The sequence below is a fragment of the Klenkia marina genome (assembly GCF_900101025.1).
Taxonomy (GTDB): Bacteria; Actinomycetota; Actinomycetes; order Mycobacteriales; family Geodermatophilaceae; genus Klenkia; species Klenkia marina.
This window is the reverse complement of record NZ_FMUH01000003.1, coordinates 125,183-144,032: the sequence shown is the minus strand read 5'-3', so window position 1 is coordinate 144,032 and position 18,850 is coordinate 125,183. Positions and strand designations below refer to the sequence as shown.

Annotated in this window: 22 protein-coding genes; 5 read left to right on the top strand and 17 right to left on the bottom strand. The window is 74.3% G+C overall.

Features of this window, described 5'->3' with window-relative positions; translation table 11 throughout:
* Positions 1–21 precede the first annotated feature (21 nt).
* The 6 genes from BLP29_RS10310 to BLP29_RS10285 form a co-directional block, all read right to left on the bottom strand.
* Positions 22–525 (bottom strand): hypothetical protein, encoded by a 504-nt coding sequence (locus tag BLP29_RS10310; RefSeq protein WP_092803694.1) that lies wholly within the window; start codon positions 523–525, stop codon positions 22–24.
* Positions 522–1,142, bottom strand: a complete 621-nt coding sequence (locus BLP29_RS10305) for a YdcF family protein (RefSeq protein WP_092803691.1) — start codon at positions 1,140–1,142, stop codon at positions 522–524. Before BLP29_RS10305 ends, BLP29_RS10310 begins: the two co-directional genes overlap by 4 nt.
* A 28-nt stretch (positions 1,143–1,170) precedes the next feature.
* Positions 1,171–1,623, bottom strand: coding sequence for an Rv0361 family membrane protein (locus tag BLP29_RS10300; RefSeq protein WP_092803688.1), 453 nt, complete (start codon positions 1,621–1,623; stop codon positions 1,171–1,173).
* The gene (dusB, locus tag BLP29_RS10295) at positions 1,620–2,771 is read right to left on the bottom strand and encodes a tRNA dihydrouridine synthase DusB (RefSeq protein ID WP_092803685.1); all 1,152 of its coding nucleotides are present in this window, start codon (positions 2,769–2,771) and stop codon (positions 1,620–1,622) included. The genes BLP29_RS10300 and dusB overlap by 4 nt, the downstream gene beginning before the upstream one ends.
* Positions 2,772–2,931: 160 nt before the next feature.
* Complete coding sequence (locus BLP29_RS10290; RefSeq protein WP_092803682.1) at positions 2,932–4,326, bottom strand: glycine--tRNA ligase; 1,395 nt, start codon at positions 4,324–4,326, stop codon at positions 2,932–2,934.
* Between the two features lie 63 nt (positions 4,327–4,389).
* Positions 4,390–4,659, bottom strand: a complete 270-nt coding sequence (locus BLP29_RS10285; RefSeq protein ID WP_092803679.1) for an antibiotic biosynthesis monooxygenase — start codon at positions 4,657–4,659, stop codon at positions 4,390–4,392.
* A gap of 49 nt (positions 4,660–4,708) precedes the next feature.
* On the opposite strand from BLP29_RS10285, the gene BLP29_RS10280 reads away from it, so the two are divergent.
* The 4 genes from BLP29_RS10280 to BLP29_RS21245 all read left to right on the top strand — a co-directional run bounded on the left by BLP29_RS10280 (position 4,709) and on the right by BLP29_RS21245 (position 9,085).
* A complete protein-coding gene (locus tag BLP29_RS10280; RefSeq protein ID WP_243469852.1) occupies positions 4,709–5,065 on the top strand; it encodes an ArsR/SmtB family transcription factor in 357 nt (118 codons plus the stop codon).
* On the top strand, positions 5,065–5,481 hold the full coding sequence (locus tag BLP29_RS10275; protein WP_092803673.1) for a Fur family transcriptional regulator: 417 nt from the start codon (positions 5,065–5,067) through the stop codon (positions 5,479–5,481). Before BLP29_RS10280 ends, BLP29_RS10275 begins: the two co-directional genes overlap by 1 nt.
* A gap of 47 nt (positions 5,482–5,528) precedes the next feature.
* Positions 5,529–7,397, top strand: coding sequence for a serine/threonine-protein kinase (locus BLP29_RS21250; RefSeq protein WP_207798425.1), 1,869 nt, complete (start codon positions 5,529–5,531; stop codon positions 7,395–7,397).
* Positions 7,398–7,495: 98 nt separating this feature from the next.
* The gene (locus BLP29_RS21245) at positions 7,496–9,085 is read left to right on the top strand and encodes a serine/threonine-protein kinase (RefSeq protein ID WP_207798424.1); all 1,590 of its coding nucleotides are present in this window, start codon (positions 7,496–7,498) and stop codon (positions 9,083–9,085) included.
* 14 nt (positions 9,086–9,099) lie between these two features.
* Here the strand turns inward: BLP29_RS21245 and BLP29_RS10260 are convergent, their stop codons facing one another.
* The 3 genes from BLP29_RS10260 to era are packed head-to-tail and all read right to left on the bottom strand — an operon-like array spanning position 9,100 to position 11,559.
* The gene (locus tag BLP29_RS10260; RefSeq protein WP_207798423.1) at positions 9,100–9,864 is read right to left on the bottom strand and encodes an isoprenyl transferase; all 765 of its coding nucleotides are present in this window, start codon (positions 9,862–9,864) and stop codon (positions 9,100–9,102) included.
* Entirely contained in the window at positions 9,861–10,607 is a 747-nt protein-coding gene (gene recO / locus BLP29_RS10255) for a DNA repair protein RecO (protein WP_092803663.1), read from the bottom strand. The genes BLP29_RS10260 and recO overlap by 4 nt, the downstream gene beginning before the upstream one ends.
* A 28-nt stretch (positions 10,608–10,635) precedes the next feature.
* Entirely contained in the window at positions 10,636–11,559 is a 924-nt protein-coding gene (gene era, locus BLP29_RS10250; protein WP_207798422.1) for a GTPase Era, read from the bottom strand.
* Positions 11,560–11,600: 41 nt separating this feature from the next.
* Here era and BLP29_RS10245 point away from each other — a divergent pair, with 41 nt between their 5' ends.
* Positions 11,601–12,197 (top strand): hypothetical protein, encoded by a 597-nt coding sequence (locus tag BLP29_RS10245; RefSeq protein WP_133379116.1) that lies wholly within the window; start codon positions 11,601–11,603, stop codon positions 12,195–12,197.
* A gap of 122 nt (positions 12,198–12,319) precedes the next feature.
* On the opposite strand, the gene BLP29_RS10240 is transcribed toward BLP29_RS10245, so the two are convergent.
* From BLP29_RS10240 to dnaJ, 8 genes are all read right to left on the bottom strand, one after another.
* Positions 12,320–12,652: a cytidine deaminase gene (locus BLP29_RS10240; RefSeq protein WP_092803653.1), complete on the bottom strand. Its 333-nt coding sequence runs from the start codon at positions 12,650–12,652 to the stop codon at positions 12,320–12,322.
* The gene (locus BLP29_RS10235; protein WP_092803650.1) at positions 12,649–14,091 is read right to left on the bottom strand and encodes a hemolysin family protein; all 1,443 of its coding nucleotides are present in this window, start codon (positions 14,089–14,091) and stop codon (positions 12,649–12,651) included. Before BLP29_RS10235 ends, BLP29_RS10240 begins: the two co-directional genes overlap by 4 nt.
* Positions 14,088–14,579, bottom strand: a complete 492-nt coding sequence (ybeY, locus tag BLP29_RS10230; protein ID WP_092803647.1) for an rRNA maturation RNase YbeY — start codon at positions 14,577–14,579, stop codon at positions 14,088–14,090. The genes BLP29_RS10235 and ybeY overlap by 4 nt, the downstream gene beginning before the upstream one ends.
* Before the next feature lie 3 nt (positions 14,580–14,582).
* Positions 14,583–15,638, bottom strand: coding sequence for a PhoH family protein (locus tag BLP29_RS10225; RefSeq protein WP_243469851.1), 1,056 nt, complete (start codon positions 15,636–15,638; stop codon positions 14,583–14,585).
* A gap of 87 nt (positions 15,639–15,725) precedes the next feature.
* Entirely contained in the window at positions 15,726–16,547 is an 822-nt protein-coding gene (locus BLP29_RS10220; RefSeq protein WP_092803644.1) for an enoyl-CoA hydratase/isomerase family protein, read from the bottom strand.
* A 19-nt stretch (positions 16,548–16,566) separates the two neighbouring features.
* A complete protein-coding gene (locus BLP29_RS10215) occupies positions 16,567–16,926 on the bottom strand; it encodes a histidine triad nucleotide-binding protein (RefSeq protein WP_243469850.1) in 360 nt (119 codons plus the stop codon).
* 17 nt (positions 16,927–16,943) lie between these two features.
* Positions 16,944–17,699, bottom strand: a complete 756-nt coding sequence (locus tag BLP29_RS10210; RefSeq protein WP_092803641.1) for a 16S rRNA (uracil(1498)-N(3))-methyltransferase — start codon at positions 17,697–17,699, stop codon at positions 16,944–16,946.
* Complete coding sequence (gene dnaJ / locus BLP29_RS10205) at positions 17,696–18,835, bottom strand: molecular chaperone DnaJ (protein ID WP_092803638.1); 1,140 nt, start codon at positions 18,833–18,835, stop codon at positions 17,696–17,698. Before dnaJ ends, BLP29_RS10210 begins: the two co-directional genes overlap by 4 nt.
* Between the last annotated feature and the right edge of the window lie 15 nt (positions 18,836–18,850).

Here is an 18,850-nt window from a genome sequence, read left to right as displayed (position 1 = left end):
GCCCGGCGCCGGGCCACGTCGTCATGCCGCGGCGGCTGCTGCCTGGTTGCGGCGGGTGAACACGTGCTCGAGCCAGAGCAGGAAGACCGCGTGCCGCAGCGGGACGTCCTCGCGCAGCTCCAGGGTGAGCACCGGGCTCCAGAAGCCGATCCGTCCGCCGCGGCCCACCACCTCGTCCCCCGCCGTCCAGACGTGGGCACGCGAGCCGGCCTTGACCTGCAGCACCGCGCCCTCGAGGTCCACCTCGTGCCGACCGGTCCAGAACGAGGTGCGCACGGCGCGCAACCGCGCGGTGTGCTCGGGGTCCGCGCGGAGCCGGCCACCCAGGTCGCCGGTCTCCCGGCCGTAGACCCACTCGGTGCCGTCCACGACGGCCAGGGCCCGCTCGCGCCAGAAGCGCGGCGCCAGGGTGGCGACCTGCTGCCCGCCCGTGGCGTCCTTGTCGCCCTCGCCGCCCACGACGACCGGTTGCACCCCTGCCTCGGCACCCCGGTGCCCGGCGGCCACCAGCGTGTAGGTGATCATCCGATGCCCGGAGCGCCGGCGACGCTCTCGCCGGTCGCGCGGTAGAGCAGGTAGGCGGCCGTCTCGCGCAGGATGTAGCGGAACTGCGTGCCGCGGGTCTGCACCGCCGGGCCCTGCCGCGTGGGCGAGCTGGCCGCGTCGATGCCGGAGTCGTCGGCCATGCGCTCGGCGCGCATCGCGTGCCAGGGGTCGGTCACCAGCACCGCGGTCGACCAGCCGCGCTCGGCGAACTCGGCGGCGACCAGCCGCATGCTCTCCAGGGTGTCGACGCCGTCGGTGACCGCGACGAGCTCGTCGGCGGGGACGCCCGCGGCGCGCAGGTAGTCGCGGCCGGCCTCGGCCTCGGTGAACTCGTCGCCGCTGCGCTTGCCGCCCACGGTCACCACGACGGGTGCGACCCCGTCGCGCCACAGCGCCAGGGCGTGCTCGAGGCGGGCCTCGAAGATCGAGCTGGGCACGCCGTTGTACTGCGCGGAGCCCAGGACGACGATGGCGTCCGACCGCGGTTCGGCGTCCTGCCGCGCCGTCCACCAGATGGCGGTCGCGGTGGAGACGACGACCAGCCCGACGGCGAGGACGACGGCACCCACGGCGCGCCCCACGAAGCCTCCGACCATGCGGACATGGGTACCACGTGCCGGCTGCTCAGGTGCTGGATCCGCACACCTTCGCGCCGTCCTGGGCGATGACGGTGAGCTGCACGGTGGTGCTCGTGCCGCCGTCGTCCCAGGTCACGGGGACGACCTCGGCCAGCTGGCCGTCGAGCTCGCCCTCGACCGGGTCGCCGACCGTGGCGGTGCCGGGCAGCTGGTAGGCGTCGGCCACCTCGTCGGGGGCCAGCCGGGCCTGCTCGTCCTCGCACAGCAGACCCCACGAGGTCTCGGTGTCGCCGGCGGCCATGGCGCGGGTGAACACGGTGGCCACCTCGGCGGCCTGGTCGGCGCCGCTGCCCTGGAACAGCGGCAGCACCACGGCCGCGCCCATGGCGACCGCGACGGTGCCCACGCCCAGGGCGACCAGCAGACCCTTGCGGGAGCGCCCACGCCCGGCGTGCAGTGGCTGGGGGTCGTCGTCGTACAGGTAGTCGGGGGCGCTCATCCGCCGCTGACCTCCAGCTCGGCACCCCGGGGCGGGCGGGGGTCGTCGCGGTCGTCCAGCCACCCCTCGGGCAACGCCACGGGCCGGGGCGGGGTGGTGCGCCCGCGCGGCTCACCGAGCACGGCGGCCGGGTAGGGCTGGTCGTCGATGCCGGCCAGCAGCTCGGCCAGCTCGTCGAGCGAGCTGACCATGGCCAGCGCCCGGCGGGTGGTGGAGCCGACCGAGAAGCCCTTCAGGTACCAGGCGACGTGCTTGCGGAAGTCGGCGCAGCCGTGCTGCTCGCCGTGCTCGGCGGTCAGCAGGGTGGCGTGCCGGTGCATGACGGCCGCCACCTCGCGCAGCGTCGGGAGGGCCCGCTCGGACGAACCGGCGAACGCCGCCGCGAGGTCGCCGAACAGCCACGGCCGGCCCAGGCACCCGCGGCCCACGACCACGCCCGCGCAGCCGGTCTCGGCGACCATGCGCAGGGCGTCGTCGGCCTCCCAGACGTCGCCGTTGCCCAGCACCGGGATGTCGACGGCCTCGACCAGCCGCGAGATGTAGGACCAGTCGGCGGTGCCGCTGTAGAGCTGGTCGGCGGTGCGGCCGTGCAGCGTGATCGCCGCGGCCCCGGCGTCCTGCGCGATGCGCCCGGCGTCGAGGTAGGTGTGGTGCTCGGGGTCGATGCCCACCCGGGTCTTGACCGTCACCGGCACGTCGCCGGCGGCCCGCACGGCGGCGGTGACGATGTCGCCGAACAACCGGCGGCGCCACGGCAGCGCCGAGCCCCCGCCCTTGCGGGTCACCTTGGGCACCGGGCAGCCGAAGTTCAGGTCGACGTGCGCCGGGCGGGTGCCGGCGACGCCCTCGTCGACCAGCATCGTGACGGCGCGGCCCACGGTGGCCGGGTCGACGCCGTAGAGCTGCACGCTGAACGCGTCGCGCTCCTCGGCGGTGGCCCGCACCATGCGCAGGGTCTTCTCGTTGCGCTCGACGAGCGCCCTCGTGGTGATCATCTCGCAGACGTACAGACCGGCGCCGAACTCGCGGCACAGCGTGCGGAACGCCGGGTTGGTGATGCCGGCCATGGGAGCGAGGACGACGGCCGGGTCGACGGTCAGCGCGCCCAGCTGCAGGGGCGCGAGTCGGGAGTCGAGGACGGCGGTCACCGCTCCAGGGTAGGCGGGGCCCTAGCCACCCGTTCTGCTCGGCGATGCGCACCGCCCCGGCGTAGGAGCGCACCCGCGCGGTCGCTGCCCGCTGGTGCTGCTCCCCGGGGGCCGGTGACGCGCGTGGGAGCGCAGCACCGGACCCCGGGAGCCGAGCGGATCAGCAGCCGACGAGGCGGGCGCCCAGGTAGGACGTCACCTGCGAGAGGGCGACGCGCTCCTGGGTCATGGTGTCGCGCTCGCGGATGGTCACCGCGTCGTCGGTGAGGGTGTCGAAGTCGACCGTGAGGCAGAACGGGGTGCCGATCTCGTCCTGGCGGCGGTACCGGCGGCCGATGGCGCCGGCGTCGTCGAACTCGACGTTCCAGTTCTTGCGCAGCTCGGCGGCCAGGTCACGGGCCTTGGGCGAGAGGTCGGCGTTGCGCGACAGCGGCAGGACCGCGGCCTTGACCGGCGCCAGCCGCGGGTCCAGCGCCAGCACGGTGCGGGTGTCGACGCCGCCCTTGGCGTTGGGGGCCTCGTCCTCGCGGTAGGCCTCGACCAGGAAGGCCATGAGCGAGCGGGTGAGCCCGGCTGCGGGCTCGATGACGTAGGGCGTCCAGCGCTCGTTGGTGGTCTGGTCGAAGTACGAGAGGTCGGTGCCCGAGTGCTCCGAGTGCGTGCTCAGGTCGAAGTCGGTGCGGTTGGCGATGCCCTCGAGCTCGCCCCACTCCGAGCCCTGGAAGCCGAAGCGGTACTCGATGTCGACGGTGCGCTTGGAGTAGTGCGACAGCTTCTCGGCCGGGTGCTCGAAGTGCCGCAGGTTGTCCGCGTCGATGCCGAGGTCGGTGTACCAGCGGGTGCGCTCGTCGATCCAGTACTGGTGCCAGGTCTCGTCGTCGCCGGGCTTGACGAAGAACTCCATCTCCATCTGCTCGAACTCGCGGGTGCGGAAGATGAAGTTGCCCGGGGTGATCTCGTTGCGGAAGCTCTTGCCGATCTGGCCGATGCCGAACGGCGGCTTCTTGCGCGCGGCACCCATGACGTTGGCGAAGTTCACGAAGATGCCCTGCGCGGTCTCCGGGCGCAGGTAGTGCAGCCCGGACTCGTCCTCGACCGGCCCGAGGTGGGTCTTGAGCATCATGTTGAAGTCGCGCGGCTCGGTCCAGGACCCGGTCACCCCGCAGTTGGGGCAGGTGATCTCGGTCAGGCCCTCGGGCAGGCGGCCCTTCTTGGCCTCGAAGGCCTCCTCGAGGTGGTCGGCGCGGAACCGCTTGTGGCAGTTCAGGCACTCGGTCAGCGGGTCGGTGAAGACCCCGACGTGGCCCGAGGCGACCCAGGTCTGGCGCGGCAGGATGACCGAGGAGTCGAGCCCGACGATGTCGTCACGGCTCTGCACGACGGTGCGCCACCACTGCTTCTTGATGTTCTCCTTGAGCTCGACGCCCAGCGGGCCGTAGTCCCAGGCGGAGCGGGTGCCGCCGTAGATCTCCCCCGAGGGGAAGACGAACCCCCGGCGCTTGCAGAGGTTGACCACCTTGTCGAGGCGGGCGGGGTCGTGCGGGGCGGTGCTCACGGAGGATCTCCATCCGGCTGGCGGTCGGCGGTTGCCCTGCAACGCTAGACGGCCCCCGCCAGCTCATGAATCCAGGTAGACCCCGGGTTCGTCGACGGCGTGCACCCAGACCGGTGCACCGGCGATCTTCACCTCGGCGGCCGACAGCGCACGGCGGTAGGCGCCCACGCCCTCCCAGGTGGTGAGCAGGGCGCACAGGCCGTCGTCGTCGGCGGCCGTGCCGAACTCACCGCCGAGGAAGCCGGGCCGGGCACGCAGGGCGTCGAGCAGGACCGCCCCGTCGGCCAGCAGCGCCGCACGGTCGGGCGGGCGGAACCTGGTCACCACGAACACGACGACCTCCTCGTTCGACAACGGTTCTCATATGCGGGACGATGGTGGCATGTCGGTCGCCCCGCTCCCGCTCCCCCGCCGGCTCCCCGACGACGTCGCCGCGGCCAGCGAACTGCTCTCGGCACTGGCCGCGCCGCTGCGCCTGTCGATCGTCGCCCTGCTCGACGAGCACGGCACGCTGTGCGTCCACCAGCTCGTCGACGCCCTCGGCGTCCCCCAGCCGCTGGTCTCCCAGCACCTGCGGGTGCTGCGTGGTGCCCGGCTCGTAGTCGGCGACCGCAAGCACCGCGAGGTGCACTACCGGCTGGTCGACAACCACGTCGGGCACATCGTCCGCGACGCGATCGAGCACGCCGCCCACGCCGGTGCCGCCGCCGACGTCCGGCCGTCTGCGACGATCGCCTGATGGTCCGCACCACCCGGCAGCGCACGGCGGTCGCCGCGATCTTCGACGACCTCGAGGGCTTCCACAGCGCCCAGGAGGTGCACGCCCGCCTGCGCGCCGCCGGTGACTCGGTCGGTCTGTCGACGGTCTACCGGGCGGTGCAGGCCCTGGCCGAGGACGGCGAGCTGGACTCCATCCGCACCGACGCCGGCGAGGCGCTGTACCGCCGCTGCAGCACCCGGCACCACCACCACCTCGTGTGCCGCAGCTGCGGCCGCACGGTCGAGGTGGCCGGCCCCGCCGTCGAGCGCTGGGCCGACCGCACCGCCGAGGAGCACGGCTTCGCCGACGTCAGCCACACGCTGGAGATCTTCGGCACCTGCGCCGAGTGCCGCGCCGCAGGCGCGACCGTTGGACCGGACGGCATCGTTCCCTAGACTCCGCAGCCGGTGGGCACCGACCCACGGAGGCCGGAGGGGGCGCGGTGCAGACCGAGCAGTTCGGCCCGTACCGCATCGAGGCGCTCATCGGCCGGGGCGGCATGGGCGAGGTCTACCGCGCCCACGACACCGAGCACGAGCGCACCGTCGCGCTCAAGGTGCTGTCCGAGCACCTGGCCGCCGACCGGGGCTACCGCGAGCGCTTCCGCCGCGAGGCCCACCTGGCCGCCCGGCTCAACGAGCCGCACGTGGTGCCCATCCACCGCTACGGCGAGATCGACGGCCGGCTCTTCCTGGACATGCGCCTGGTCCGGGGCGAGGACGTCGCCGCCGTCGTCGCGCGGGAAGGCCGGTTCTCCCCCGCCCGCGCCGTGTCCATCACCAGCCAGGTGGCCCAGGCGCTGGACGCCGCGCACGCCGACGGCCTGGTGCACCGCGACGTCAAGCCGTCCAACGTGCTGCTCACCGGCAGCGGCGACGGCGAGTTCGCCTACCTCGTCGACTTCGGCATCGCCCGCTCCACGACCGACTCGCAGGGTCCCGCGCTGACCCAGACCGGGGCGGCGCTGGGCTCCTTCGACTACATGGCCCCCGAACGCTTCCTCGAGCGCGAGATCGACCACCGGGTCGACGTCTACGCTCTGGCCTGCGTGCTCTTCGAGTGCCTCACCGGCCGCCGGCCCTTCCAGACGACCGGCCTGGCCGCGCAGATGTTCGCCCACGTCAACACCCGGCCCGAGGCGCCATCGGCGGTGGCGCCGGGCCTGCCCGCCCAGCTCGACGCCGTGGTGGCGCGCGGGCTCGCCAAGGACCCGGCCGCCCGCTGGTCCAGCGCCGGCGAGCTGGCCGCCGCCGCGCGGGCCTCCCTCGCCGGCGCGGGGAACGCGGGCTGGGCGGTCGCCGTCCCGCAGGCGCCCCCGGGCGGGGCGGGCCCGTACGGGCGTCCCACCACCGTCGGGTTCACCGACCCGTCGGGCGGGTCCCCCGGCACGGGTGGGGGCACGGGTGGGGGCACGGGTGGGGGCACGGGCGGCGGGTTCGGCGGCACCGGCGGCGGGTCCGGCCCGGGGCCCGGCGCCCACGGCGTGGGCGCGCAGGGCTTCGGGCGCACGGGGTTCGGTCCGCCGTCCACCGGTCCGGGCACCGGCGGCGGCTTCGCCCCGGCGGCCGGGCAGGGCCCCGGCCCCGGTTCGTGGGGGTCGCCACCGGTCCCCCCGCCGGGCATCGGGCAGCCGGCGTGGAGTGCGCCGGCCCCGCAGCGGGCGAGCAGGGGGCTGCTGGTCGCGCTCGCCGCCACCGTCGTCGTCGCGGTGCTGGTGGTCGTGGCCGTCGTCGCCACCCGCGGCGGCGGGGGGTCCGACCCGGTGGTCACCGCCGCGCCGACCACCACGGCCGACGTCCCCACCTCCAGCGCCGGCCCCACGAGCACGGCGACCTCGACCCCCGACGAGCCGTCCCCGACCGAGGCCCTCCTCGAGCGGCTGCCCGGCGACTTCGAGGAGCAGGACTGCGAGGAGTACACGCTCCCGGGCGACGGCGCGGAGGCCGCCGTCGAGTGCGGTGAGGCGATCTCGGGCACCGGCCCCGAGGCCGCCCGCTTCTACGGCTACCCCGACGTCGACACCCTGCGTGATGCCTTCCAGGGCGACGTCGACCGCAACGGGCTGTCCCGCGTCGACGTCGACTCCGGCTGCCCGGGCACCCCGGGCTGGCTGGACTACGACGACAGCTCGGGGGTCGAGGCCGGCTCGGTCGCCTGCTATGTCGACGACGACGGCTACGGGATCATCTTCTGGACGCAGGAGGACGCCCTGGCCGAGGGCTACGTGGCCGTGTCCGACGGCGCGACGGACCTCGCCGCCCTGTGGGAGTGGTGGAAGGACTCGGCCAAGAGCGACTTCCAGGTCGGCTGACGCCGGGCCGCGCACCGCCGGCGTCCGACGGGACCGGGTGGTGCCGCTTACCATCTGCACGACGCCGCGGCCGCGGCGCCGAGATGTGGAGGAGGCCCGTGGAGTCCGACCGGTTCGGGCCCTACCGCATCGAGGCCCTGATCGGGCGCGGCGGCATGGGCGAGGTCCACCGGGCCTACGACACCGAGCACCGCCGCACCGTCGCCCTCAAGCTGCTGTCCACCACCACGGCCGGCGACGACGACTTCCGCGAGCGGTTCCGCCGCGAGGCCCACGCCGTGGCCCGGCTCAACGAGCCGCACGTCATCCCCATCCACCGCTACGGCGAGATCGACGGCCGGCTGTTCCTGGACATGCGCCTGGTCAGCGGCATCGACCTGGGCGACCTGCTGCACACCCAGGGCGCGCTGCCCCCGGCGCGGGCCGTGGCCGTGGTCGGGCAGGTGGCCCGCGCGCTGGACGCCGCGCACGCCGAGGGCCTGGTGCACCGCGACGTGAAGCCCTCGAACATCCTCGTGACCGGCGAGCCCGGCGACGAGTTCGTGTACCTCGTCGACTTCGGCATCGCGTGGTCGGCATCGGACGCGCAGAGCCGGCAGCTCACGCAGACCGGGTCGGCGGTGGGCTCCTTCGACTACATGGCCCCCGAGCGCTTCATGGAGCGCCCCATCGACGGCCGCACCGACGTCTACTCCCTGGCGTGCGTGCTGTTCGAGTGCCTGGTCGGCCGTCGTCCGTTCACCGGCAACGACCTCGCCACGATGATGTACGCCCACCTCAACACCGCGCCGCCGCCGGTGTCCGCGCTGCGCGGCGGGCTGCCCGGCGGGCTCGACGAGGTCGTCGCGCGCGGGTTGGCCAAGGACCCGGCCCAGCGCTGGCCCACCGCCGGGGCGATGGCTGCCGCGGCCCGCGCCGCGCTGTCCTCGGGGGGCGTCACCCCGCAGCTGGAGACGGCGACCGCGCCGGGCCCGCCGCCGCCCACCCCGCAGGCCGTGGGCATGTCCGGTCCGGGCTGGGGCCCCACCTCCACCCAGGCACCGGGCTGGGCTCCGGCCCCGTCGCCGACCGGTGCGGTCACCGGCCCCTCGCCCACGCGCCGCCGTCGGTGGGTGCCCTGGGCCGCAGGTGCCGGCGCGGCCGCCGCGGTCGCCGCCGTGGTGGCCGTGGTCGCGACCTCGGGCGGGTCGGGCGGCGACCCGTCACCCACCAGCACCGCCGCCCCGACCACCTCGGCGGCCGAGGCCGAGCTGCGGGGGCTGCTGCCCGCGGCCATCGCCGACTGCGCCTCGGGCGACCCGTCGACCCTGGGCGAGACCGCCCGGCTCGACTGCGGGCCCAGCCCGACCCAGCCAGGCCCCTCGGCCGTGCAGGTGTCGCGCTTCGAGGACTCCGGCGCTGCCGACTCGGCGTTCCTGCGCATGGTCGACGAGCAGGACCTCGCCCCGCTGTCGACGTCGCAGACCTGCCCCGGATCCCAGGGCTACTACTACTGGCGCGACGACCAGCGCCAGGTCGCCGGCCGGGTGGCCTGCTACGCCAACCCGCGCGGCGACGCCGTGCTGTTCTGGACCCAGGACGACGACCAGGTGCTCGTGGTCGCCTCCGTCGACGCGGGCACCGGCGGCCGGGGCCTGGCCGACCTCACCACCTGGTGGTCCGGCGACGGCGCCCGCTTCGGCGGCTGAACCGACCAGGCCGACTACGCCGACCCGAAGCGGCGCTGTCGCGAGGCGTACTCCTCGCAGGCCGCCCACAGGTGCCGGCGGTCGAAGTCGGGCCACAGCACGTCCTGGAACACCAGCTCGGCGTAGGCGCTCTGCCAGAGCAGGAAGTTCGACGTGCGGTTCTCCCCCGAGCTGCGCAGGAACAGGTCGACGTCGGGCATGTCGGGCTCGTCGAGGAACCGGGCGACGGTCTTCTCGGTGATCTTGCCCGGGTCGAGCCGGCCCGCCGCCACCTCGCGGCCGATGGCGGCGGCGGCGTCGGCGATCTCGGCCCGCCCGCCGTAGTTCACGCACATCGTGAGCGTGAGGACGTCGTTGTCGCGGGTGAGCTCCTCGGCGATCTCGAGCTCCTTGATCACCGACCCCCACAGCCTCGGACGGCGGCCGGCCCACCGCACCCGGACCCCGAGCTCGTGCATCTCGTCGCGCCGGCGTCGGATGACGTCGCGGTTGAAGCCCATGAGGAAGCGGACCTCCTCGGGGCTGCGCTTCCAGTTCTCGGTGGAGAACGCGTAGGCGCTGATCGCACCGACGCCGAGCTCGATGGCGCCCTCGACGCAGTCGAACAGCGAGGACTCACCGGCCTCGTGGCCCTTGGTGCGCGGCAACCCGCGCTGCTTGGCCCACCGGCCGTTGCCGTCCATGACGACGGCGACGTGGTGCGGCACCTTGTCGCGCGGGATGGCCGGGGGCTGCGCGCCGGAGGGGTGCGGGTTCGGCGGACGGACGGCCCGCTTCACGTGCGGTCCACCAGGCTCAGCGAGCGCAGCCCGCGCTCGAGGTGCCACTGCAGCAGCGCGGCCACGAGCCCGCTCCCCTCACGTCGGTTGATCCCCTGGCTGGCCTCGGCCGTCGTCCAGTCGCCGGTGAGCAGCGCCTCGAGCAGCTCGACGGTCACCGGACTGGGCAGCGACGAACCGGTGGGCCGGCACGCCGGGCACACCATGCCGCCACCGGGCACCGAGAAGTGCCGGTGCGGGCCCGGCTCGGCGCACCGCGCGCAGTCGGTGAGCGCCGGTTCCCAGCCGGCCACCGACATGGCCCGCAGCAAGAAGGCGTCGAGCACCAGGCCAGGCGGGTGCGCCTGCCCGGCCAGGCTGCGCAGCGCGCCGATGACCAGCAGGAACATGCGCAGCGACGGTTCCTTCTCCTCGGCGGTGAGCCGGTCGGCGGTCTCGAGCACCGCGGTGCCGGCGGTGTAGGCGCGGTAGTCACCCACGATCTTCGGGCCGTAGGAGTGCAGCGACTCGGCCTGGCTCACGATGTCGAGGTTGCGGCCGGTGTACAGCTGCAGGTCGACGTGGCTGAACGGCTCGAGCCGGGCGCCGAACTTGCTCTTCGTGCGCCGCACGCCCTTGGCCACCGCGCGCACCTTGCCCGTGCGGCGGGTGAGCACGGTGACGATGCGGTCGGCCTCGCCGAGCTTCTGCACCCGGAGCACCACGCCCTCGTCGCGGTACAACGACTTGGGGACCGTGCTCACGGCTCGGCTCCTGCGTCGCCTCGGCTGCTCAATAGCCCAGCCGTTGCAGCTTCTTGGGGTCGTCCTGCCACTCCCCCAGCACGGTGACGTGCAGGGCCAGGTGCACCCGGCCGCCGAGCAGGTGCTCCAGCCCCACCCGGGCCTCGCTGCCGATGGCCTTGATGGTGGCCCCGCCCTTGCCCAGCAGCATCGGCTTCTGGCTCGCCCGCTCGCAGTGCAGCAGCACGTGCAGCTCGGTGAACACGGCCTCGGGGTCGCGGGGGTCGGGCTTGCGCACGATCTCCTCGACGCTGACCGCGAGGGAGTGCGGGACCTCCTGGCGCACCTTCTCCAGCGCTGCCTCGCGCACCAGCTCGGCGATCTGCCGCTCGAGGTCGTCGTCGGTGAGCTGGTCGTCGGGGTACAGGGCGGGGCCCTCGGGCAGCATGCCGATGAGCAGGTCGGCGAGCAGGTCGACCTGCTCGTCGGCCACCGCGCTGACCGGCACCACCTCGCGCGCCTCGACCAGCTGCGAGGCGGCGACCAGCTGCGCGGTGATCTGCTTCTTGGACGCCGCGTCGGTCTTGGTGACCACCAGGACGACGGGGGTGCTCACGTTCTTCAGCTGGCGGGCGATGAACGCGTCACCGGCGCCCACCGGCTGGTCGGCCGGGATGCAGAACACGATGACGTCGACCTCGGTGAGGGTGTCGCGCACGACGTCGTTGAGCCGCTGGCCCAGCAGGCTCTTGGGCTTGTGCAGCCCGGGGGTGTCGACGAGCACCAGCTGGCCCTCGGGGCGGTGCACCACGCCGCGGATGGCGTGCCGGGTGGTCTGCGGGCGGTTGCTGACGATGCCCACCTTGTCGCCCACCAGGCGGTTGGTGAGCGTGGTCTTGCCCGCGTTGGGCCGGCCCACCAGGGCCACGAAGCCGCTGCGGTACGGCGCGTCGGGGGTGCTCACGCCGACCATCCTCCCACCGGGGTCCGACAACGCTTGCGAGGATGGACACCATGGCCCGCAGACCACGCAGACCGGACGAGGAGCCGCCCGCGGTGCGCGCCGCCGTCGACCGGGAGCGGCACATCAGCCAGGTGACCAGCTACGGCTTCCTCGCCCGGCGCGGGCCCAAGCGGTCGGTCACCGTCACCCCGGCCCCGCTGCGGTACTGGCAGTACAACCTGGTCAGCCCCGGCGTGGCGCTGGCCACCGTCGCCGCGGTCGTCGTCTGGCTGCTCGCGCTGGGGCTGATCAGCGGCTGGCCGGCTGCCCGGCAGGAGGCCCCGCTGGCCGTCGTCCTCGGGCTGCTCGTCCTCGTGCTGGCCACGAGCCGCTTCACCGTCTCCGACCACGCGGTGTCCACCGACATCGCCGGGCTGCGCCAGACGTCCTCCTTCGGCGTCGTGCCGCTCGTGCTGGTCGAGGACGTCGTCGCGGCCCGTGCTCCCGCCGGCTGGCCGCGGGCGAAGCGCCGGGGTGGGTGGTGGCCCGGCCGCCGCCGGGTCGTCGTCCGGCACCTGTCCGCCGACGGCGCGGCCGGCCGCGCGTTCACCGTGTGGGTCCGCGACCCCGAGGCGTTCGCCGACGCCCTCGGCCACCCGCTGGCCTGACCGGTGACCGGGGCCGCCGTCCTGGGGCTGAGTGTGCAGGTGCGGTCGCCCGGGTCGGCGTGTCCTGCGGGTGTTGCGACCGCAACTGCGCACTCGGCGACGGCGGCGGGCGACCGCCGCCGTCAGGCGGTGAGGACCACCGTGCCGTCGGGGGCGGCCAGGTGCACCGGGGCGTCGGCCGTCAGGTCGTGGACGGCGGCCAGGCCGGCCACCTCCACCGCGCCGGCGCCGGAGACGACCGCGGCCGCCTCCAGGCCCTCGACGCCGGAGGACACCGCAGCGGCCACGGCGGCCTGCAGCGCCGACAGCTGCAGCGAGGGCAGCGAGACGGTGGCGGCGAGGTAGGTGCGGCCGTCGGTGTCGCGGACCGCGGCCCCCTCGGGCGCCCCGGTGCGGCCGCGGGCCGAACGGGCGAGCGTGACGAGCTTCTGGTCCTCGGGCTGCAGGTCGGTCACCCGGACAGCTTCGCAGCCTCGTCGGGCTCGTCCACCGGCACCTCGGCGGCGGCGGCCGCCGCAGCCGCCTCCTTCTTCTCCCGCTTGCGGCGGGCCCGCCGCTCGGCGCGCTCCTCCTCGTCGGGGTCGGCCGCCGGCTCGTCGCCGTCGTCCTCGGGCTCCTCGGCCGGCTCCTCGACCCGCCGCACCAGCATCGTGTCGATCTGGTTGCGCCGCCCGCCGGTGCTCTCGGCGAGCAGGTGCAGCTCACCGACCACCGTCTCCGAGCCCTCGATGGGCACGCGTCCGATGGCCCGGGCGAGCAGACCCCCGACGGTCTCCACGTCGTCGTCGTCGGGCAGCTCGACGCGGAACAGGTCGGCGAGGTCCTCGACCGGCAGCCGTGCGGTGACCCGGTAGGAGCCGTCGGGCAGTTCCTCGACCGGCGGGCGCTGCACGGCGTCGTGCTCATCGTCGATCTCGCCGACGATCTCCTCGAGGATGTCCTCGATCGTCAGCAGCCCGGCGAAGCCGCCGTACTCGTCGACCACGACGGCCATGTGGATGCGCCGGGCCTGCATGTCCCGCAGCAGGACGTCGACCGGCTTGGACTCGGGCACGAACGACGCCGGCCGCATGATCTCCTCGACCCGGATGCGGCTCACGTCCTGGTCGCCCTGGGTGCGCCGCACGAGGTCCTTGAGGTACACGACCCCGACGATGTCGTCGACGTTCTCGCCGATCACCGGGATGCGGCTGAACCCGCTGCGCAGCGCGAGGGCCAGCGTCTGCCGCAGGCTCTTGGTGCTCTCGACGAACACGACGTCGGGCCGGGGCACCATCACCTCGCGGGCGATGGTGTCGCCGAGGGAGAACACCGACTGGATCATGTCGCGCTCGTCGCTCTCGACGACCCCGCGCTCCTCGGCCATGTCGACCAGTTCGCGCAGCTCCACCTCGGTGGAGAACGGGCCGTCGCGGAACCCGCGGCCGGGGGTGATCGCGTTGCCGACCAGGATCAGCAGCGTCGAGACCGGTCCGAGCAGCCGGCCCAGCAGCCTGGTGGGACCGGCGGCGGCCAGTGCGATCGAGTAGGCGTGCTGCCGGCCCAGCGTGCGCGGCCCCACCCCGACCAGCACGTAGCTGACCACCGTCATCACCGCGGCGGCGGTGACCACCCCGGCGCCCACGCCGTCGAACTGCACGAAGAGGATGACGCCGATCAGCACCGCCGCGGTCATCTCGCAGGCGATCCTCAGCAGGAGCAGCAACGAGACGTGCCGGGGGCGGTCGGCCAGCACCGCGAGCAGGGCGTCGGCGCGACGCACGCCGTCGCGGCGCAGCGTCTCGACCCGGGCCCGGGAGATCCCGGTGAGCGCCGAGTCCACCGCGGCGAACACCCCGGCGACGGGGACGAGCAGGACGGCGATCACCAGGAGGGTGATCGCGGTGGAGCTCATCGCGGCGCGGTCTCCTCACCCGTGACCTGGTCCCGGGGCACCGCGGCGAACTTCTTGAGGAGGTCGGCCTGCAGACCGAACATCTCCTTCTCCTCGTCGGGCTCCATGTGGTCGTAGCCCAGGATGTGCAGCACGCCGTGTGTGGCCAGCAGCAGCAGCTCGTCGTCCATCGTGTGGCCGGCCGCGCGGGCCTGCCGGATCGCGACCGCGGGGCAGAGCACGACGTCACCGAGCAGCTCGGGGCCGGGCTCGGGGTCGTCGGGGCGCTTGGTGTCGAGCTCGTCCATGGGGAAGGCGAGCACGTCGGTGGGGCCCTTCTCGCCCATCCACCGCTCGTGCAGGCTGGCCATGTACTCGACGTCGACGCACAGCACCGACAGCTCGGCGAGCGGGCTGACGCCCATCTCGGCGAGGACGAACCGGCAGATGCCGGTCAGCGACGTCTCGTCGACGGCGATCTCGGACTCGTTGGCGACCTCGACGGCCACGGGTCAGCTGCCCTTCTGCCGCCGCGGGCCGGTGCCGCGGACGGGGTCGGTGGTGCGGGACGCGGTGGCGACGTCGTAGCGCTCGTAGGCCTCGACGATGTCGCCGACCAGCCGGTGCCGGACGACGTCGGAGCTGGTCAGCTCGGAGAAGTGGATGTCGTCGACGTCGCCGAGGATGGTGCGCACCACCCGCAGGCCCGACTGCGCCCCACCGGGCAGGTCGACCTGCGTGACGTCGCCGGTGACGACCATCTTGGAGCCGAAGCCCAGCCGGGTGAGGAACATCTTCATCTGCTCGGCGGTGGTGTTCTGCGCCTCGTCGAGGATGACGAACGAGCTGTTCAGCGACCGGCCGCGCATGTAGGCCAGCGGGGCGACCTCGATGGTGCCCGACTGCATGAGCCGCGGGATCGACTCGGGGTCGACCATGTCGTGGAGCGCGTCGTACAGCGGCCGCAGGTAGGGGTCGATCTTCTCGCTCAGCGTGCCGGGCAGGAAGCCCAGCCGCTCGCCGGCCTCGACCGCGGGGCGGGTGAGGATGATGCGGTCGACCTGCTTGGTCTGCAGCGCCTGCACCGCCTTGGCCATGGCCAGGTAGGTCTTGCCGGTACCGGCCGGGCCGATGCCGAAGACGACGGTGTTGCGGTCGATGGCGTCGACGTAGTGCTTCTGGTTGAGCGTCTTGGGCCGGATCGTGCGGCCCCGGCGGCTGATGATGTCGAGGCTGAGCACCTCGGCCGGGCGCTCGCTGCCGCCGGCGCGCAGCATGCCGACGACGCGGCGCACCTCGTCGGGGCGCAGGGTCTGGCCGCGACGCACCAGGGCGATCAGCTCGTCGAGCACCCGGACGGCGAAGGCGGTGTCACCCGGGGCGCCGGTCAGCGTGATCTCGTTGCCGCGCACGTGGACGTCGGCGGTGAGCTCGGTCTCGACCAGCCGGAGGAGTTCGTCCCCGGAGCCCAGCAGGGCCACCATCGGGATCGACTCGGGCACGGTGATCGACGTCCGCACCGGGGCAGCGCCCGCGGCCGGGGTGGAGCTCGGAGAGGTGTCGGGCAAGAACGCTCGACCCTGCCTTCCTGCGACGGGGATGTGACCGGGGTGAGCCTACGCCGGTGCCGGTGGCCCGGCGTCGGGTTTCCCGGGTCACCGCCCCCTGTGGGTGGCCTTGCCCGGCCCGTCGGCCAGGAACGAGGCCACGGCGCCGCGCAGGTCCTCGGTGGCGAACAGTGCACCGGACGCCGCGGGGACGACGTCGTCGGCAGCCCGGACGCCCTCGCGCACCGCGGTCGCGACGATCGTCTTGGTGGCCGCGTGGGCGACGGTCGGGCCCGCGGCCACCTGCCGCGCCAGGGCCAGCGCCGCCTCGGCGAAGCCCTCGGTCGGCAGCACCCGGTTCACCACGCCCCACCCGTGCAGGGTGGTGGCGTCGTACCGCTCACCGGTGAGGACCAGTTCCTTGGCCCGGGCGCTGCCGGCCCGCTCGGCCAGCCGCTGCGGTCCACCCATCGACGGCGTCAGGCCCACGACGATCTCGACCAGCCCGAACGAGGCCCGCTCGGCGGCCACGAGCAGGTCGCAGGCCAGCGCGATCTCGAAGGCCGCGGTGAGGGTGAGGCCGTGCGCGGCGAAGACGGTGGGCACCGGGAGGTCCTCGAGCGCCTGCACCGCGCGCAGCAGCCGGGCCCACAGGTCACCGCCCACGCGGGCGGCGTCGGGGCCCTCGGCGACGTCGGCGAACAGCGCGACGTCGACCCCGCCGGAGACCACCTTGCCCTCGGCGCGCACCAGCACCGCGCGGGCCCGGTCGGGGCGACCGGGGTCGGTGAGCGCGACCAGCTCGGCGACCCGCGCCTCGAGCGCGTCGAAGGTGGCCGCGTCGAAGAGGTTGAGCGGTGGGTTGTCCAGGACGAGGACGGCGACGTCCCCGTCGCGCTCGATGCGGACGGGGGCTGCGGTGGTGGTCACGCCCCGATCATCCAGCAGCTCAGCCGGGCGGCCAGCCCAGGTCGCGGCCGCCCAGCACGTGGCCGTGCACGTGGTGCACGGTCTGCCCGGCAGCCGGGCCGGAGTTGAAGACCAGGCGGTAGCCGGGCTCGGGGGCGGACTCGGTGGCCAGCCCCTCCTGGACGGCGACCGCGTGCGCGGCGGCCACCACCTCGGCCAGCAGCTCGGGGTCCGCGCCCACGAGCAGCCCGGCCGTGGCGTGGTGGTCCTTGGGGATCACCAGCACGTGGGTGGGGGCCTGCGGGTTGATGTCCCGGAAGGCCAGCGTGCGCTCGGTCTCGTGCACGACGTCGGCGGGGATCTCCCCGGCGACCATGCGGCAGAACAGGCAGTCGGTCACGTGCGCGACCCTAGATGTCAGGACCAGCGGGTGCGTGCCGACAGCGCGGCGAGGGCGGCAGGCCCGGCGGTCGACGTCCGCAGCACCTCGTCGCCCAGGCGCACGACCTCCGCGCCCGCGGCGCGGAAGGCGACCACCTCGCCGTCGGTGATGCCGCCCTCGGGCCCCACGACGACCGCCACGACGCCCTCGGAGGGCACGTCGACGCCGGCGAAGGGACGGCGGGCCTGCTCGTGCAGCACCAGCGCGAGGTCGGTCTCCCCGAGCAGTCCGCACACCTCGCGGGTGCTCATCGGCCCGGTGACCTCGGGGATGCGCGGCCGGCGGGCCTGCTTGCTGGCCGCGCGGGCGGCCGCGCGCCACTTGGCGAGCCCCTTGTCGACCCGGTCGTCGCGCCAGCGGGTGACGCAGCGCGCCGCGGTCCACGGCACGATCCGGTCGACGCCCAGCTCGGTGGCCAGCTCCACGGCCAGCGGGCCGCGGTCGCCCTTGGGCAGGGCCTGCACGAGCACGAGCTCCGGCTCCGGCGCGGGGACGTCGTGCCGGGCCAGCACCTCGACCTGCAGCCCCTCGGGGCCAGCGGCGGCGACCACGCCCTCGACCAGGGTGCCCTCGCCGTCGGCGACCCGGACCCGCTCCCCCGCCGTCATCCGCAGGACGTCGACGGCGTGCCGCGCCTCGTGCCCGGTGACCAGCACCGTGCCGCCGGCGGGCAGCTCGTCGACGAGGAACAGCGGCGCGCCGTCGTGGGCGAGGGTGCCGGGGTCGGTCATCGGCCGTTGAAGGCGTCGCGGACCCGCCCGAACAGTCCGTTGTGCTGGGCCCGGCTGGCCTCGGGGTGGTCCTCGCCCCGGACGGCGGCGAGCTTGCGCAGCAGCTCCTCCTGCTCGCCGTCGAGCTTGGTCGGGGTCTGCACGTCGACGTGCACCATAAGGTTGCCGCGGCCGGTGGCGCGCAGCCGGGGGGCGCCGTGCGCGCGCAGGGTGAGCACCGAGCCGGACTGGGTGCCGGCCTTGATGTCCAGCGGCTCGTCGCCGTCCAGGGTGCGCAGCGTGAGGGTGGTGCCCAGCGCGGCGGCCGTCATCGGCAGCGTGACCCGGCAGTGCAGGTCCTCGCCGTCCCGGGTGAAGACGTCGTGCGGGCGCTCGTGGATCTCGACGTACAGGTCACCGGCCGGGCCGCCGCCGGGGCCGACCTCGCCCTGGCCCGAGAGCCGGATGCGCATGCCGTCCTCGACACCGGCGGGCACCTTGACCGGAATGGTGCGGCGGGCGCGCACCCGGCCGTCGCCGGCGCACTGCGGGCAGGGCTGCGGGATGACCTGGCCGGTTCCGGCGCAGGTGGGGCACGGCCGGGAGGCGACGACCTGGCCCAGGAACGAGCGCTGCACGCTCTGCACCTCGCCGCGGCCGTTGCAGGTGGTGCACTGCGCCGGGTGGGTGCCGGGTGCGGTGCCCGCGCCGGTGCACTGCGTGCACAGGACGGCGGTGTCGACGGTGATGTCGGTGGTGGTGCCGAAGACCGTCTCGTCGAGGTCGAGCTCGACCCGGATGAGGGCGTCGCCCCCGGCCCGGGTGCGGCTGCGCGGGCCGCGGGTGGCCCCGCCGCCGCCGAAGAAGGCGTCCATGATGTCGCCCAGGCCGCCGAAGCCCGCTCCCCCGCCGAACGGGTTGCCGCCCCCGCCGCCGCCGGACTCGAACGGGTCGCCGCCGAGGTCGACGATGCGCCGCTTCTCGGGGTCGGTCAGCGCCTCGTAGGCCCGGCTGACCTGCTGGAACTCCTCCTTGGCCCCGGGGTCGGGGTTGACGTCGGGGTGCAGGTCGCGGGCCTTGCGGCGGTACGCGCTCTTGATCTCCTTGTCGGTGGCTCCCTGGGAGAGCCCGAGCACGCCGTAGTAGTCCGTAGCCATCTGGTGTTCTCAGTC